The sequence below is a fragment of the Kitasatospora sp. NPDC059973 genome, assembly GCF_042737525.1.
Classification (GTDB): domain Bacteria; phylum Actinomycetota; class Actinomycetes; order Streptomycetales; family Streptomycetaceae; genus Kitasatospora.
Genome location: NZ_JBHWUI010000069.1, coordinates 26,607 through 41,981, shown reverse-complemented (window position 1 = coordinate 41,981; position 15,375 = coordinate 26,607). Strand labels below are relative to the sequence as shown.

Sequence of the window (15,375 nt, the reverse complement as noted above, 5' to 3'; positions counted from 1 at the left end):
TTGACTTTTGGCACGCTGTTGAGTTCTCAAGGAACGGACACTTCCTTCGGACCGCCTTCCAGCGGGCCCTCCGGGCGCTTCGTTCTTTCGTGTTTGAAGCTTATCAGATGTTTTCCGCTCCGTTTTCCGGAGTTTCATTCATCGGATTCGCATTCCGCCGCCCCTCTCGGTGCGACTCCGGAACTGTACGGGGACCGGCCCGCCACATGCAAATCGCCCCCGTCCGGGCATCCGGGCGGGGGCGATCGAAGAGCGGTCGGCCGGCTCGGCGCCGGCTCAACGCCTGCTCAGCGGACCTCGGTGATCTCCGGGCCGCGGGCGAACGGGTCGAGCGCGGCGCCGCCGAAGCGGTTGCTGTCGCTCTCTCCGGCAGCGGCGGCTGCCCCGCCACCGTCGGCCACCATCTGCGCGTCCTCGGGAAGCTTCAGCACGATCGGGTCGCGCGGCGCCATCGGGGTCTCGCCACGGACGACGACGGTCTGCTGGAAGACCTGCTCCAGGATCCCGGCCATCTCCGGCTGCACCGCGGCCTGGCCCGAGATCACACCGCGCAGGAACCAGCGCGGCCCGTCGCAGCCGACGAAGCGCACCAGCTGGACACCCTGCGTGCCGTCCGGCAGCTGCACGGGGACCTGGGCCCGGAGGTGCCAGCCGAGCGGGCCCTCCTCCTCCTCGATGAGGCCGCCCTGCGAGGTGATGCCGTTGGCGATCTCCTCACGGACCTCGCCCCAGATGCCCTCGGACTTGGGAGCCGCGAAGGCCTGGAGCTGGATGGCGCTGTTGCCGAGGACCAGCGTCGCGGCCACGATCGCGTCCCCGGCCACCTCGACGCGCAGTTCCATGCCCTCGACACCGGGGACCAGCAGGCCTCCGAGGTCGACCCGGCCTTCCTCCGGCTGCTCCAGCTCGGAGTGGTCCCACGGACCGTCCGGACGCGGAGCCGGCGGCAGGCCGACCCGCTCCGCCGGGTCCAGTTCGGTCACGTTCTCGCTCTCGGCGGAACCTTCGACGTCATCGGCCGGCTCGTCGGCGCTGATGGCGTCGTCGGCGAGCTGCTCGACAGCGTCCTCGCTCTTCTGGCGACGACGGAACACGGTCACTGTCCTTCCCGGTCCAAGACCGATGCGAATACCTGCTCGGCTTCCTGCGAGGCCGCGGGCAGCCTAGACCGCGGCGTGGCCGCCGGTCGACCCGAACCCGCCCTCGGCTCGTGCCGACCCGGGCAGTTCGGCCACCTCGTGGAAGCGGGCCTTCTCGACCTGCTGGATCACCAGCTGGGCGATCCGGTCCCCTCGGCGGAAGCTGACGGCTTCGCGCGGGTCCAAGTTGACGACGATCACCTTGATCTCTCCACGGTACCCGGCATCGACCGTCCCCGGGGCGTTCACCAGAGCAACTCCGCAACGAGCTGCGAGCCCGGAGCGCGGGTGGACGAACGCCGCGTAGCCGTCCGGCAGCGCGATGGCGATGCCAGTGGGCAGGACGATCCGCTCACCGGGGGCCAGTTCGGCGTCGACGGCGGTCCGCAGATCGGCGCCCGCGTCACCGGGCTGCGCGTACGCGGGCAGCGGCAGCTCGGTGTCGATTCGCCTGATCAGGACGTCTACCGGCGGACGGGGGGTGCTGCTCAAGGGTTCACCTCAAAGGCTCGGGCGCGCTTCATCAGATCAGGGTCGTCGAGGACCTTCTCGATGTCCTCGGGACGACCGTGCTGGGTGAAGTGTTCCAGCTTCACCTGGATGAAGAGTGCCTGGGCGCGGAGCGCGACCGGGCCGTCGGGCCCGCCGATCCGCGCCTCGCCGGCGCTGTAGATCTTCCGGCCGTGCACGCCGGTGATCCAGGCGCGCAGGTGCAGCACGGAGTCGACCGGCACCGGGCAGACGAAGTCGGTCTCCAGCCGGGCGGTGACGGCCGGGGCGTGCAGCAGCCAGTTCAGCGTGCCGAGCGTCTCGTCCATCGCGGTGGTCAGCAGCCCGCCGTGGGCCAGGCCGGGGCCGCCCTGGTGGGCGGAGCGGACGGCGAACTCGGCGGTGACGTCGAGCCCCTGGCCCGCCACCGCGTCGATCCGCAGCCCGCCCGGGTGCTCCGGGCCGCAGCCGAAGCAGTGCTCGTAGTGCGAGCCGAGCCGGGTGCCCGGGGCCGGGGCCTCGGGGGCGCGCGGCGGCAGGACGGCGCCCGGCGGGGGCGTGGTGGGCGAGAGCGGCAGGGGCGGCGCCGGCCGCTCGGACGGGGAGGCTGGGGCTACGGAACCGGTCACGGTGCCCAACCCTACCGACCGGTAGCCGGTCCGGGCCCGGGGGTGCCGTCCGCCGCCGGACGTAACGGCGACCACAATGGGGGCATGTACGACGAACGCCTCACCGTGCCGCGCTCCTGGTGGTTGCTCCCGGTCGCGATCGGGCTCACGCTCGCATTGATCCTGCTGCGTCTCAGCGCGGTGGGCGCGCTGGTCGGGCTGGTGGTCGGGATCGCCGCCGGCGCCGCCGCGATCAGCAGCTACGGCTCCGCCCGGATCCGGGTGGTGCAGGGTTCCCTGGTGGCCGGCCAGGCCCGGATCCCGGTCGACGCGCTCGGCGCCGCGCACCCGCTCAGCCCCGCCGAGGCGATGGCCTGGCGCGGCCCGAAGTCGGACCCGCGCGCTTTCATGCTGCTGCGCAGCTACGTCCCGACCGCCCTGCGCGTCGAGGTCAGCGACCCGGCCGACCCGACCCCGTACCTCTACCTGTCGACGCGCTCGCCGATGAAGCTGGCCGAGGCGCTGGACGAGGCCCGGCGCGGCGCCCGCACCTGACCCGGCTCCGTTCTTCGGACCGGATCCGGCCCGGAGAACGGAGAGGGACGGTTCCGCGATGCGGGACCGTCCCAGATGTCTCCGTACTGCACGAGCTGCTGCCACGCCGCGCAGTGCGCGGTACCGCGCCGGTACGAATCGGCGCGGTACTGCCGGTACGCCCGCCTCGACGGCCGTCGCCGGTACTGCCTTCCGGCCCCGCTGCCCGGGGCCGGAAGGGGCGGTGTGCCGGTCTCACGAGGTTCCGCGAGCCCGGGCCCATGGCCGCCCTGATACTCAGGCGCCGCAGTCCCGGCAGATCGGGTTGCCGTTCTTCTCGCTGTACAGCTGGCTGCGGTGGTGGACCAGGAAGCAGCTCATGCAGGTGAACTCGTCGGCCTGGCGCGGCAGCACCCGGACCGAGAGCTCCTCGTTCGAGAGGTCCGCGCCGGGGAGCTCAAGGCCCTCCGCCGCTTCGAACTCGTCGACGTCGACCGAGCTGGTGCTCTTCTCGTTCCGCCGGGCCTTGAGTTCCTCGATGCTGTCCTCGTTGAGGTCGTCATCGGTCTTGCGTGGGGTGTCGTAGTCAGTTGCCATGTTTTCGCTCTCCCCCTCCGGGTTGTGCGGTGTGTGCGGTATCTCCAGCGCACGTAACGCATGGGGGGCCGGTCTTGTGCCCGACCCGAGGCGGAGATTTTGCCTTACTTCAAGCCCTGTTACTCAATCGACACTCAGCCAGGGGTCCGTTGGAGTGATCCGATCGGGCGCGGGAGGCCTCACGCTGGGCCATGACCGACCGGCGGCCGGACCCGCCCATCGGACACGCTCAGTCATCAGAAGCCTTGCGACCACTCGATCGTTCCCTTGCCCACCAGGGCTCCCGGCCGATCCGCCCGGACCGCATCGACCCCGAGGCCGGTCACGGAACGCAACCGGAGCGGCCTCGACCATGATCACGCTCCGATACCGCCCCACCCCGTGGAGCGACACGGTGTGACCTTGCTCACGTTCCGAATCTTCCGGGGCAAACCACGGAAAATCCACCCAACAGGAACGGCCGGGTCCACGGCCCGGCGCGTCCTGCGGTTCGTGTCCGGCTACTACTGGGCGGCCTTGCGGGCGGCCCGGCGGGCCAGCAGGGCGGCCTGCCGCTCGTCGAACTTGGTCGCCTGCGCGTCCAGCCCCCCGAGGAAGACGCCGAGCTCGTCCTGGGCCCGCAGACCGACCGGACCGAGGCCGCCGACCTCCATCACCTTGAGGTGGCGCAGCACCGGCTGCAGCACGTCATCGTGGTGGATGCGCAGGTTGTAGACGCCGCCGATGGCGATCTGGGCGGCGGCCCGCTCGAAGCCGGGGATGCCGTGGCCGGGCATCCGGAAGTCGGTGACCACGTCGGCGATCGCGCGCATGGCCTGGTCGGGGGCGATCTCCAGGGCGGCCTTCAGCAGGTTGCGGTAGAAGACCATGTGCAGGTTCTCGTCGTTGGCGATCTTCGCGAGCAGCTGGTCGCAGAGCGGGTCGCCGGCGGAGTGGCCGGTGTTGCGGTGCGAGATCCGGGTGGCCAGCTCCTGGAAGGCCACGTAGGCGACCGAGTGCAGCATGCTGTGCGAGTTGTCGGACTCGAAGCCCTCCGACATGTGGCTCATCCGGGCCCGCTCGAGCTCGTTCGGGTCCACGGCCCGGGTGGCGAGCAGGTAGTCGCGGATGGCTATGCCGTGCCGGCCCTCCTCGGCCGTCCAGCGGTGCACCCAGGTGCCCCAGGCGCCCTCGCGGCCGAACATGGTGGCGATCTCGTGGTGGTAGCTGGGGAGGTTGTCCTCGGTCAGCAGGTTGACCACCAGCGCCACCCGGCCGAGCGGGGTCACCTGCGACTGCTCCAGCGACCAGGGCTCCCCGCCCAGCACACCGTCGAAGTCGCGGCCCTGGCTCCACGGGACGAACTCGTGGGGCATCCAGTCCTTGGCGACCTTCAGGTGGCGGTTGAGCTCGGTCTCCACCACCTCTTCGAGGGCCATGATCAGCCGCGCATCGGTCCAGGCGCTGGAACCGGTCGGGGCGGTGCGCTGCACGGGGGCGATGGTCACGAGTGTTGCTCCAGGGGGACGGGCACGCGCGGGACGGGCGCGTTGGGCGGGCACGTCGGGGACACCGAAGTCGGGACGCACTTACGGTTGCGTAGGTTACGACACCGTAAGTTGCTCGGACCGGAAATGACAAGCCGCCCCCGCCAGGCCTTATGTCGTCTTGACGGGCCTGGCGGGGGCGGCGGGATCGGTCGGCGCACGGAGCGCGGGTGGGACGGGCGGCGCAGCGGGGGCGAGACGGGCCTGTGGGGGTGCTCAGGCCGCCGGGATCCGGACCCGCATGGTCAGGCCGCCACCGGAGCGCGGGGTGGCCTCGATGGTGCCTCCGTGCGCCCGGACCACCGAGCGGACGATGGACAGGCCGAGTCCGACGCCCTTGTCGCTGCGGGTGCGGTCGGCGCCCTTGACCCGGCGGAACGGCTCGAAGATGTGCTCCAGCTCGTAGCCGGGGACCACCGGGCCGGTGTTGGACACCACCAGCTCGCCGCCGCCGGGCACCTCGGCGGTGGCGATCTCGACCCAGCCGTCGGCGGAGTTGTAGCGCACGGCGTTCTGCAGCAGGTTGAGCGCGATCCGCTCCAGCAGCACGCCGTTGCCGGAGACCACGGCCGGGTTCAGGGTGGCGCGCAGCTCGACCTCGCGCCGGTCGGCCTCGGCGCGGGTCTGCACCAGGGCGCGGGTGGCGACCTCGGAGAGCTCCACCGGCCGGCGGTCGGTGAGCTCGTTGTCGCTGCGGGCGAGCAGCAGCAGGCCCTCCACCAGTTGCTCGCTGCGCTCGTTGGTGGCCAGCAGGGTCTTGCCGAGCTGCTGGAGGTCGGCCGAGGCGGCCGGGTCGGAGAGCTGGACCTCCAGCAGGGTCCGGTTGATCGCCAGCGGGGTGCGCAGCTCGTGCGAGGCGTTGGCGACGAAGCGGCGCTGGGAGTCGAAGGAGCGGTCCAGCCGGTCGAGCATGTCGTCGAAGGTGTCGGCGAGCTCCTTGAGCTCGTCGTCCGGCCCGTCGAGCTCGATCCGCCGGTGCAGGTCGGACGAGGCCACCTCGCGCGCGGTGCGGGTGATCCGCCCGAGCGGGCGCAGCACCCGGCCGGCCATCGCGTAGCCGGCGGCGAAGGCGATCACGGCGAGGCAGACCAGCACCGTGAGGGCCTTGCGCAGCAGCGTGTTGAGGGCCGCGTTGGAGGCGACCTCGTGCCGGCTGGCGAGGTACTGGTTGAACTGCTCGCTGCTCATCGGCACGCCGTTGACGGTGATGTCCTTGCCGAACAGGAAGGGCGGCGGCTGGACGTCGTGCAGGGCCTGCCGGACGAAGAAGTACATCAGCAGCAGCAGGACGACGCCGGCCATCAGGAACATGCCGCCGTAGAGCAGGGTGAGGCGGATCCGGATGGTCGGGCGGAACGGCAGCCAGGCGAGCATCCCGTCGCCGGGCACGTAGGTGTCGCGCGACGCATGGTGGAGCAGGGGCGCCCGCGGTGCGTGCGCGGGCTTCGGCGGCACGGGCCCGGGCGGTACGGCGCGCGGGCCGCCGGCGGGCGCGCCGGAGGGCCCGCCGGCCGGGGGCGGGGTGGTCATGATCGTCCTCTCGGGGCGTCCGCCGGGGCGGTCGCGTGGTGGGGGTGGGGCCCGCGGGTGTCCGGCCGGAGCCGGTCAGATCCGGTAGCCGGAGCCCGGCACGGTGACGATCACCGGCGGGTCGCCGAGCTTGCGGCGCAGCGTCATCACGGTGACGCGCACGACGTTGGTGAACGGGTCGGTGTGCTCGTCCCAGGCCTTCTCCAGGAGCTGCTCGGCGGAGACCACGGCGCCGCCGGCCCGCATCAGCACCTCCAGGACGGCGAACTCCTTGGGAGCGAGCTGGACGGGCCGCCCGTCGCGGATCACCTCGCGGCGGCCGGGGTCGACGGAGATGCCCGCGCGCTCCAGCACCGGCGGCAGCGGGACGGTCGCGCGGCGGCCCAGCGCCCTTACCCGGGCGACGAGTTCACTGAAGGCGAAGGGCTTGGGGAGGTAGTCGTCCGCACCGATCTCCAGACCCTCGACCCGGTCGCTGATGTCGCCGGAGGCGGTCAGCATGATCACCCGGGTGGCCAGGCCCTGGTCGACCACGCTGCGGCAGACGTCGTCGCCGTGGACCAGTGGCAGGTCCCGGTCGAGCACCACCACGTCGTAGTCGTTGACCGCGATGCGCTGGAGCGCGGCCTCCCCGTCGTACACCACGTCGACGGCCATCGCCTCACGGCGCAAGCCGGTGGCGACGGCCTCGGCGAGCAGCTGCTCGTCCTCGACGACGAGAACCCGCACGGTCGTTGTCCCTTCTCCAGGCCGGCCCCGGAAGCGGACGCGCGGCTCCGACGGTGCCTCCATCCTGCCTGGTCGTGCGGTAAAGCAGCGATAAGCTGCCCCGGAGGCAGGAGCGCCCGGGGGCGCGACCGCCGCCGCGGCGACGGCCTCCGTCCCGATTCGTGCCGGGAACACTCCGCTTGGACTGTGACACGGGCAACTTTCTCGCCCGGGGAGGTTTCCCCGACCAGGGGCTGGGGAGGACAGCTGCACACCCGCGATCCGGCTGACGGCCGATCGCACCCACCCGCCGTGCGTTTTATCCGCGCCGGCCCTGGGGCCGGGGCGTCACCGGGAGCGGCCGAGGGCCGTCTCCGCGCCCGACCGGAGATCACGACCTACCGGATCGGACGCTTCCGCTGGCTACCACGATCCTGGGGCGGGGGACGCACGAACGTGCACGTCCGACACAGTAAGGGGGCCCGTATGGACGCCTTCACCGCCGGAATCCTGCAGCGCATAGCCAGCGCCGAGCAGGACCTGCACCGCGCGATCGAGGCCGGGGACGAGTTCCTCGCCGAGGTGGAGCAGTCCGAGCTGGACGACCTCCGCCGACTCGCCGCCGAACACGGCGTCGACACGGTGCTGGAGCGCCACCGCAGCGCTGCCTGACCGACCTGCCGACCCGACGCCGGACTCCGGCACCAGCGGCCCTGTGGGGGCCGTGCGAAACCTCAAGCCCTGGCATTCCCCGTATGCCAGGGCTCTTCGCTGCCCGGACACCGGCCGGGGGGCCGGGTTCCGCACCACCGCGGAACCCGGCCGCCCGGCCGGGGCGGGTCAGTCGGCCCAGGCGCGCAGCCGCGCCAGCCGCTCCTGGAGCGGCTCGTAGACCCCGGGCGCGGCCGCGACGGTCAGCTCGCCGTCCGGCCCCTCGCCGGGGCGGCCGCCGACCAGGGCGCCGGCCTCGGTGGCGATCAGACAGCCGGCCGCGCGGTCCCAGGGGGCCAGTCCGCGCTCGTAGTAGCCGTCCAGGCGCCCGGCCGCGACGTCGCACAGGTCCACGGCGGCGGCGCCACCGCGCCGGATGTCACGGACCTCCGGCATCAGCGCGAGCAGTACCTCGGCCTGCCGGACGCGCACCGCCTGCACGTAGTTGAAGCCGGTGCCGATCAGCGCTTCCCCCCACGGCGGGGCCGGGCGGGCCGACACCGGCCGGCCGTCCAGCCGGGCGCCCCGGCCCAGCACCGCCTCGAAGAGCTCCCCCCGCGCGGGGGCGTAGACCACGCCGACGACCGCCCGGCCGTCCAGCTCGGCGGCCACGCTGACGGCCCAGGAGGGCAGCCCGTAGAGGTAGTTGACGGTGCCGTCGAGCGGGTCGACGACCCACCGGACCCCGCTGGTGCCGGGCCGCTCGGACCCCTCCTCTCCGAGGTAGCCGTCGTCCGGGCGGCGGGCGGCGATCAGCTCCAGGAGGAGCTTCTCGGAGGCGAGGTCCATCTCGGTCACCACGTCGACCGGGCTGCTCTTGGTGCCCGCGACCCCGAGGTCGGCGGGCCGGCTGTCGCGCAGCAGGGCGCCGGCCCGCCGGGCGGCGTCCAGGGCGACGTCGAGCAGTTCGTCCAGCAGGGCGGCGGGCGGGGCGGCGGGTCCGGGGCTGGGCACGGGGTCTCCTCGGTGCGGGGTCAGCGCTCGGCGGCGGCCGGGCGGGGGGCGCGCGGGTTGGGGCAGCAGGCCACCGCGCACACGTCGTGGCTGGGGCCGAGCGCGCCGAGGGCGCAGCGGGTCACGGGCGCGCCGCGTTCGGCGGCGGCGCGCTCCAGGACCAGCTCCCGCACGGCGGCGGTGAACCGGGGGTCGGCACCGACGGTGGCCGCCCGGGCGACGGGCAGGCCGAGCTCGGCGGCCTTCGCCACCGCCTCGGTGTCCAGGTCGTACTTGACCTCCATGTGGTCGGAGACGAAGCCGATCGGGACCATCACGACGGCGGGCGCGCCCTGCGCGTGCTGCGCCTCCAGGTGGTCGCAGATGTCGGGCTCCAGCCACGGGGTCTGCGGGGCGCCGCTGCGGCTCTGGAAGACCAGCTCCCAGGGGCGGTCGGCGACCCCGGTCCGCTCGGCGACGGCCGCCGCGATCAGCCCGGCGACGTCCAGGTGCTGGGCGACGTACGCGCCGCCCGGCCGGCCCCGGGCCGGGTCGTCCGGGGCGCCGGAGGTCCGCGCCATGGCGTCGGGGACGGAGTGCGTGGTGAACGCCAGCCGGGCACCGGCCCGCACCGCCTCGGGCAGCCGCGCCAGCGCGGCCAGCGTGGCGTCGATCATCGGCTCGACGAAGCCGGGGTGGTTGTAGAAGTGCCGGAGCTTGTCGACCCGGAGTCCGGACAGCCCCTCCTCGGCGAGCCGGGCCAGCGCGTCGGCGAGGTTCTCCCGGTACTGGCGGCAGCCGGAGTAGCCGGCGTAGGCGCTGGTGGCGAGGACGGCGACACGGCGGTGCCCGTCGGCGGCGAGCTCGCGCAGGGTGTCGGTCAGGTAGGGCGCCCAGTTGCGGTTGCCCCAGTAGACCGGGAGGTCCAGCCCGTGCTCGGCGAAGTCCTTGCGCAGCGCGGCGAGCAGCTCGCGGTTCTGCTCGTTGATCGGGCTCACGCCGCCGAACATGAAGTAGTGCTTGCCCACCTCCTTGAGCCGCTCCTTGGGGATGCCGCGTCCCCTGGTGACGTTCTCCAGGAAGGGGACGACGTCCTCGGGGGCCTCGGGCCCGCCGAAGGAGAGCAGCAGCAGGGCGTCGTAGGGAGCGGCCCCGGTGGGTGAGGGATTGCGCACGTCGGACATGGGACCGATCCTGCCATTGAGGGGCCGGACCGCGACGCCGGGATCGCGCCGGTGTCCGGAAAATACGGTTTGCCAAGGTACGTAAGCTGTGTAGTCCAGCCTCGTTCCTTACTCCTGCGGAGCTCCCGTGCTGTCCAGCTACCGCCAGATATTCGCCGCCCCCGGCACTCTGGCCTTTTCCACCACCGGCTTCGTCTCCCGGCTCCCGATCTCGATGACCGGCATCGGCATCGTGACCATGCTCTCCCAGCTGAGAGGCTCCTACGGGGTGGCGGGCCTGGTCTCGGCGACGCTGGCGGTGTCCGCGGCCGTGCTCGGGCCGCAGGTCTCCCGGCTGGTGGACCGCCACGGACAGCGCCGGATCGTCCTGCCGGCCACCGCGGTCACCGTGCTGGCCGCCGTCGGCCTGCTGCTCTGCGCCCGGCTGGAGGCACCGGACTGGACGCTGTTCCTCTTCGCCGCGGGGATGGGCGTGATGCCGAGCACCGGCGCGATGGTCCGCGCCCGCTGGGCCCACCTCTACCGGGACGACGCGCCCAAGCTGCACACCGCGTACTCCTTCGAGGCCGTGGTCGACGAGATCTGTTTCATCGTCGGCCCGATCCTCTCGATCGGCCTGGCCACCGCCGTCTTCCCGGAGGCCGGGGTCCTGCTCGCCGGGCTCTTCCTCATGGTCGGCGTGGTGCTGTTCGCCGGGCAGCGCTCCACCGAGCCGCCGGTCCACCCGGCCGCCCGGCACGCCGGCAGCTCGGTGATCCGCAACCGCGGCCTCCAGGTGCTGATCCTGACCTTCGTCGCGACCGGGGCGATCTTCGGCTCGGTCGAGGTCGTCACCGTCGCCTTCTCCGAGGCCCAGGGCCACAAGTCCGTCGCCAGCGTGATCCTGGCCCTGTGGGCGTTCGGCTCCTGCCTGGCCGGCGTGGTGTTCGGCACCCTCCGGCTCAAGGGCTCGATGCCCGCCCGGTTCTTCGGCGGCGTCCTGTTCATGGCCGTCAGCATGGTGCCGCTGCTGCTGGCCGCCGAGTCCGTGCGGGGCGTGGGCGGACTGATCGCGGTCGGCGCCGCCCTGCTGGTCGCCGGCATCGCCATCTCCCCCACCCTGATCACCGCGATGGCCCTGGTCGAACGGCTCGTCCCGGCCTCCCAGCTCACCGAGGGCATGACCTGGACCACCACCGGGCTCGCCCTCGGCGTCGCCCTCGGCTCCTCGGCCGGCGGCTGGGTGGTGGACGCCTCCGGCGCCGCCGCCGGATACTGGGTGCCGGTGACCGCCGGGGTGTTCGGCGTACTGACCGCCCTGGTCGGCCTGCGGCGCCTCGGAACGGGCCTGGCCGCCGCCTCGGCCGGGCAGCCGACCGCCGAGACCGTAGACCTCGAACGGTGAACTGGCTACTCTCCTGCCTACTCGCGGGTCCTACCCGCGGGTAGGGACACCCGGGGCGGCCCCCACCGCCCGGGAGCGCGCCGACACCGTTCGGCCACGGAGCAGGAGGCACCGCATGCCCCAGGCCAGTACCGCACCCCGCACCCGCTGGACCAACTGGGCCGGGAACCAGAGCGCGCACCCCGCCAAGGTGGTCACGCCCGGGACGGCGGAGGAACTGGCCAAGGAGATCACCCGGGCCGCGGACCAGGGGCAGGGCGTCAAGGCGGTCGGCTCCGGCCACTCCTTCACCGCGATCGCCTCGGCCGAGGGCGGCGTCCTGGTCCGCCCCTACGCGATGACCGCCGTCCGCGCCATCGACCGCGAGGCCGGGACCGTCACCGTCGAGGCCGGCCTCCCGCTCGCCCGGCTCAACCGCGTGCTGGCCGCGGCCGGGCTCTCGCTCACCAACATGGGCGACATCGAGGCGCAGACGGTGGCCGGCGCGACCAGCACCGGCACCCACGGCACCGGCCGGGACTCCGGCTCGCTCGCCGCCCAGATCCGCGCCCTGGAGATCGTCCTCGCCGACGGCAGCGTCCGGCACTGCTCGCCCACCGAGGACCCGCGGCTCTTCCACGGCGCCCGGCTCGGCCTCGGCGCCCTCGGCGTGATCACGGCGGTGACCCTCGCCGTCGAACCGGCCTTCCTGCTCACCGCCCACGAGCAGCCGATGCGCTTCGACGAGGTGCTCGACCGGCTCGACGACCTCACCGCGGTGAACGAGCACTTCGAGTTCTACTGGTTCCCGCACACCGACCGCTGCTCCACCAAGCGCAACAACCGCAGCCAGGGTCCGGCCGCCCCGCTGCCCCGCTTCAAGAGCTGGCTGGAGGACGACTTCCTCTCCAACACGGTCTGGGAGGGCGCCTGCCGGGTCGGCCGGCGCTTCCCCCGCAGCGTCCCGACCATCGCCTCGCTGGCCAGCCGCGCCTGGTCGGACCGCAGCTACACCGACACCGCCCACAAGGTGTTCACCAGCCCGCGCAAGGTCCGCTTCACCGAGATGGAGTACGCGGTGCCGCGCGAGGAGCTGGCCGGGGTGCTGCGCGAGCTCAAGGCCATGATCGAGCGCTCCGACTGGCGGATCAGCTTCCCCGTCGAGGTCCGGTTCGCCCCCGCAGACGACCTCTGGCTCTCCACCGCGAGCGGCCGGGACACCGCCTACATCGCCGTCCACCTCTACCGGGGCACCGCCGAGCGGGGCTACTTCACCGAGGTGGAGAAGCTGATGACCGCCCACCGGGGCCGGCCGCACTGGGGCAAGCTGCACACCCGCGACGCCGGCTACCTCGCCGAGGTCTACCCGCACTTCGCCGACTTCACCGCGCTGCGCGACGAGGTCGACCCGCGGCGGGTCTTCGGCAACGACTACCTGCGGCGGGTCCTGGGCGCCTGACCGCCCTCAGCCGGCGGCCGGCCCGGTCGGCGCGCCGCTCGGGGCGGGCGGGGCCGGGGTCGCCGACCCGGCCGGCTTGGACGCGCTCCCGGTCGGCGCGGACGACCCGCCGGACGGACCTCCGGACGGACTGGCGGACGGGCTGGCGGACGGACCGGTGGAGGGCGACCCGGACGGCGCCCCGCTCGGGCCCGCCGAGGGCGGGGCGGTGCCGCCGCTCCCCCTACTCGGGCTGCCGCCCGGGGCCGCCGGCTCCGAGGCCGCACCACCGCTCCCGGCCGACGGCGAGGGCGAAGCACCGCCGGTGCCCCGCGACGGCCCGCCCGACGGCCCGCCCGAGTGATCGCCCGCCGGCGGGTCGGCCGGCTTGGGGGCGACCGTGCCGCCCAGCGAGGTGCCGCTGCCCGACTCCCCCTTCACCGTCGCCGAGACCGGCTGCCCGGTCGCCAGCTCGAAGGCGAGTATCGGGGTCATCGCCAGCACGAAGACCACCGCGGACACCGCCCCGTACGACTTCCAGGTCCAGCGCCGGCGCGCCCGCACCACCCGGGGTTCGTTCCACGCCGGGGAGACCACCGGCCCCCGCGTGTCGGAATCCGGCACCTGGCGCAGCCCGTTCACCACCGGCCCCGGGCCGGTGCGGTCCACCGCCCCGCGCAGTTGCTCACCGGTGCGCCGGAAGATGTGCTGGAACACCGCACCGCCGGTGGTCGCGCCGACGCTGACCACGGCCGCGCCCAGAATGGTTCCGTAGACGCCGAGTTCGGAGGCGAGCAGGGCGCCCACCACGGTGGCCAGCGCACTCGCCGCGACCTGAGCCACACTCAGGTCAATTCGCCTGCGACCTTCCTTGCCGCCCTCCTCGGCGGGCTTCTGCTCCGGCATCGACATCCCTCGGTCAGTACGACTGGTCTTCGAACAAGTCACTCCATCTTGCCCAAAGAAGGACACAAGGGTCGAAAATGCGGTTCTGTGCGGGGGATATATGTGAAGATGATCACCGTGCATCGGTCGGCCGTCGGCCATTGGGGGTGCGCGCTCTTGAGATTCCCGTGAATCGCGGGAGACTTGAGCGGCGAGCCGCCCCTTTGGATGCCACGAATGGAGTACTGTTCGTAAAGCCTGAGCCTTGGGTCGACTTGTCGACTGCCTATCAACCGGCAGACTGACGAAGAGCCACGGAACAGGCACGCACGGCGACGCCCGTCCCGGATCGTCGCGTCACTGCGCGTGCGAGGACGGCCGGGACACCCAGGCGCGACGTCGACGGATGACGTGGCAAAAAGGCAACCGTGCCACAGCGGTGTGACCGGGCGTAAGCCCGACACGCCGGGGAACTCAGCAAGGTTGTGGCCAGTCGCGAGCGGGCAGGCCACACTCAGTACGGGAGCAGCGACGCAGGTGACGTCGGCAGGCACCACCCGGGAGGTAACCGTGCCCGAACTGCGGGTTGTGGCCGTCAGCAACGACGGCACACGGCTGGTGCTCAAGGCCGCCGACAGCACGGAGTACACCCTCCCCATCGACGAGCGGCTGCGCGCCGCCATCCGTGGTGACCGTCCACGCCTCGGCCAGATCGAGATCGAGGTCGAGAGCCACCTCCGCCCCAGGGACATCCAGGCGCGGATACGAGCCGGTGCCTCCGCCGAGGAGGTCGCGCAGGCGGCCGGCATCTCCGTGGACCGGGTCCGCCGCTTCGAAGGGCCGGTGCTCGCGGAGCGCGCCTTCATGGCCGAGCGGGCCCGCAAGACCGCGATCCGCCGCCACGGCGAGTCCTCCGGCCCCCAGTTGGGCGAGGCCGTCGCCGAGCGGCTCGCGCTGCGCGGCGCCGAGAAGGACACCGAGCGCTGGGACTCCTGGCGGCGCGACGACGGCACGTGGGAGGTCATCCTCTACTACCGGGCCGACGGCGAGGGCCGCAGCGCGTCCTGGACGTACGACCCGCCGCGGCGCCTGGTCCAGCCGAACGACGACGAGGCCCGCGCGCTGATCGGCGAGAACGTCGAGCGCGAGGAGGAGTCGGTCTTCCCGTTCATCCCGCGGATCGCCCGGCTCCCCCAGGAGCGGCCGCCCCGCCCGATGATCGACCGGCCCTCGGCCGACCGGATCATGTCCTCCCGCGAGGTGCGGGAGTCCCGGGAGGCCACCGCCGAGTCCCGTGACTCGCTGACCAGCCTGCTCGACGTGGTCCCCGCCTTCCGGGGCGACCTCGCGGTCGGCCCCGCCCCGATCGAACCGGTGCCGCCCGTCGAGGTCGCCGAGGAGACCGAGGAGCCCGCCGCCGCGGCCGCACCCGCGGTCGGCGCGGGCTCGGCGTACGCCGACATCCTGATGCCGCGTGCGGTCGCCCCGCACCGGGAGCGGCTGGTCGGCACCACGGACCGGCAGGCCGAGGCGGACGGTGTCCGGCCCGGGCGCCGGGCCACCGTGCCGAGCTGGGACGAGATCGTCTTCGGCAGCCGGCGCAAGAAGCAGGAGTAGGCAGACGTGGAACGAGGGGTGGGGGGGGGGGGGGGGGGCCCCCCCCCCCCCCCCCCCCCCCACACCCCCCCCCCCCCCCCCGGGGGGCGGGGGCCGCGCGGGCGCGGGGGCGG

At 73.1% G+C, this 15,375-nt stretch carries 15 protein-coding genes; 5 read left to right on the top strand and 10 right to left on the bottom strand.

Features of this window, described 5'->3' with window-relative positions:
* Positions 1 to 287 precede the first annotated feature (287 nt).
* The 3 genes from ACFWA9_RS20155 to ACFWA9_RS20145 form a co-directional block, all read right to left on the bottom strand.
* On the bottom strand, positions 288 to 1,094 hold the full coding sequence (locus ACFWA9_RS20155) for a DUF3710 domain-containing protein (protein WP_329489901.1): 807 nt from the start codon (positions 1,092 to 1,094) through the stop codon (positions 288 to 290).
* Positions 1,095 to 1,163: 69 nt separating this feature from the next.
* Positions 1,164 to 1,631: a dUTP diphosphatase gene (gene dut, locus ACFWA9_RS20150; RefSeq protein WP_329489900.1), complete on the bottom strand. Its 468-nt coding sequence runs from the start codon at positions 1,629 to 1,631 to the stop codon at positions 1,164 to 1,166.
* Entirely contained in the window at positions 1,628 to 2,206 is a 579-nt protein-coding gene (locus tag ACFWA9_RS20145) for a PaaI family thioesterase (RefSeq protein WP_380388630.1), read from the bottom strand. The genes dut and ACFWA9_RS20145 overlap by 4 nt, the downstream gene beginning before the upstream one ends.
* 135 nt (positions 2,207 to 2,341) lie before the next feature.
* Between ACFWA9_RS20145 and ACFWA9_RS20140 the strand changes: the two genes are divergently transcribed.
* Positions 2,342 to 2,791 carry a DUF3093 domain-containing protein gene (locus ACFWA9_RS20140; protein ID WP_380388623.1) on the top strand — a complete coding sequence of 150 codons (450 nt, stop codon included), beginning with the start codon at positions 2,342 to 2,344 and terminating at the stop codon, positions 2,789 to 2,791.
* Positions 2,792 to 3,067: 276 nt separating this feature from the next.
* Here the strand turns inward: ACFWA9_RS20140 and ACFWA9_RS20135 are convergent, their stop codons facing one another.
* From ACFWA9_RS20135 to ACFWA9_RS20120, 4 genes are all read right to left on the bottom strand, one after another.
* The gene (locus ACFWA9_RS20135) at positions 3,068 to 3,367 is read right to left on the bottom strand and encodes a DUF4193 domain-containing protein (RefSeq protein ID WP_073924890.1); all 300 of its coding nucleotides are present in this window, start codon (positions 3,365 to 3,367) and stop codon (positions 3,068 to 3,070) included.
* A gap of 503 nt (positions 3,368 to 3,870) precedes the next feature.
* A complete protein-coding gene (locus tag ACFWA9_RS20130; protein WP_329489898.1) occupies positions 3,871 to 4,854 on the bottom strand; it encodes an acyl-ACP desaturase in 984 nt (327 codons plus the stop codon).
* 255 nt (positions 4,855 to 5,109) lie between these two features.
* Positions 5,110 to 6,423, bottom strand: a complete 1,314-nt coding sequence (locus tag ACFWA9_RS20125; protein ID WP_380388621.1) for a sensor histidine kinase — start codon at positions 6,421 to 6,423, stop codon at positions 5,110 to 5,112.
* Between the two features lie 75 nt (positions 6,424 to 6,498).
* On the bottom strand, positions 6,499 to 7,152 hold the full coding sequence (locus ACFWA9_RS20120; protein WP_329489897.1) for a response regulator transcription factor: 654 nt from the start codon (positions 7,150 to 7,152) through the stop codon (positions 6,499 to 6,501).
* A gap of 465 nt (positions 7,153 to 7,617) precedes the next feature.
* On the opposite strand from ACFWA9_RS20120, the gene ACFWA9_RS20115 reads away from it, so the two are divergent.
* Positions 7,618 to 7,803 carry a hypothetical protein gene (locus ACFWA9_RS20115; protein WP_352294190.1) on the top strand — a complete coding sequence of 62 codons (186 nt, stop codon included), beginning with the start codon at positions 7,618 to 7,620 and terminating at the stop codon, positions 7,801 to 7,803.
* Between the two features lie 168 nt (positions 7,804 to 7,971).
* On the opposite strand, the gene ACFWA9_RS20110 is transcribed toward ACFWA9_RS20115, so the two are convergent.
* Positions 7,972 to 8,796: an inositol monophosphatase family protein gene (locus ACFWA9_RS20110; protein WP_380388618.1), complete on the bottom strand. Its 825-nt coding sequence runs from the start codon at positions 8,794 to 8,796 to the stop codon at positions 7,972 to 7,974.
* A gap of 20 nt (positions 8,797 to 8,816) precedes the next feature.
* Positions 8,817 to 9,959 carry a ferrochelatase gene (locus ACFWA9_RS20105; protein ID WP_352294194.1) on the bottom strand — a complete coding sequence of 381 codons (1,143 nt, stop codon included), beginning with the start codon at positions 9,957 to 9,959 and terminating at the stop codon, positions 8,817 to 8,819.
* A 127-nt stretch (positions 9,960 to 10,086) separates the two neighbouring features.
* On the opposite strand from ACFWA9_RS20105, the gene ACFWA9_RS20100 reads away from it, so the two are divergent.
* A complete protein-coding gene (locus tag ACFWA9_RS20100) occupies positions 10,087 to 11,343 on the top strand; it encodes an MFS transporter (RefSeq protein WP_380388616.1) in 1,257 nt (418 codons plus the stop codon).
* A 115-nt stretch (positions 11,344 to 11,458) separates the two neighbouring features.
* Entirely contained in the window at positions 11,459 to 12,781 is a 1,323-nt protein-coding gene (locus ACFWA9_RS20095) for a D-arabinono-1,4-lactone oxidase (RefSeq protein ID WP_380388614.1), read from the top strand.
* Positions 12,782 to 12,787: 6 nt separating this feature from the next.
* Here ACFWA9_RS20095 and ACFWA9_RS20090 read toward each other — a convergent pair whose 3' ends face one another.
* Positions 12,788 to 13,666, bottom strand: coding sequence for a hypothetical protein (locus ACFWA9_RS20090; protein WP_380388612.1), 879 nt, complete (start codon positions 13,664 to 13,666; stop codon positions 12,788 to 12,790).
* Between the two features lie 516 nt (positions 13,667 to 14,182).
* Between ACFWA9_RS20090 and sepH the strand changes: the two genes are divergently transcribed.
* Positions 14,183 to 15,262, top strand: coding sequence for a septation protein SepH (gene sepH, locus ACFWA9_RS20085; protein ID WP_352294203.1), 1,080 nt, complete (start codon positions 14,183 to 14,185; stop codon positions 15,260 to 15,262).
* The last annotated feature ends 113 nt before the right edge of the window (positions 15,263 to 15,375 follow it).

Bases quoted from the DNA above. Each gene is read 5' to 3' on its own strand.
- ACFWA9_RS20140 (WP_380388623.1), top strand. From the start codon at position 2,342: ATGTACGACGAACGCCTCACCGTGCCGCGCTCCTGGTGGTTGCTCCCG.
- ACFWA9_RS20135 (WP_073924890.1), bottom strand. From the start codon at position 3,367: ATGGCAACTGACTACGACACCCCACGCAAGACCGATGACGACCTCAAC.
- ACFWA9_RS20125 (WP_380388621.1), bottom strand. From the start codon at position 6,423: ATGACCACCCCGCCCCCGGCCGGCGGGCCCTCCGGCGCGCCCGCCGGC.
- ACFWA9_RS20115 (WP_352294190.1), top strand. From the start codon at position 7,618: ATGGACGCCTTCACCGCCGGAATCCTGCAGCGCATAGCCAGCGCCGAG.
- ACFWA9_RS20105 (WP_352294194.1), bottom strand. From the start codon at position 9,959: ATGTCCGACGTGCGCAATCCCTCACCCACCGGGGCCGCTCCCTACGAC.
- ACFWA9_RS20095 (WP_380388614.1), top strand. From the start codon at position 11,459: ATGCCCCAGGCCAGTACCGCACCCCGCACCCGCTGGACCAACTGGGCC.
- ACFWA9_RS20090 (WP_380388612.1), bottom strand. From the start codon at position 13,666: ATGCCGGAGCAGAAGCCCGCCGAGGAGGGCGGCAAGGAAGGTCGCAGG.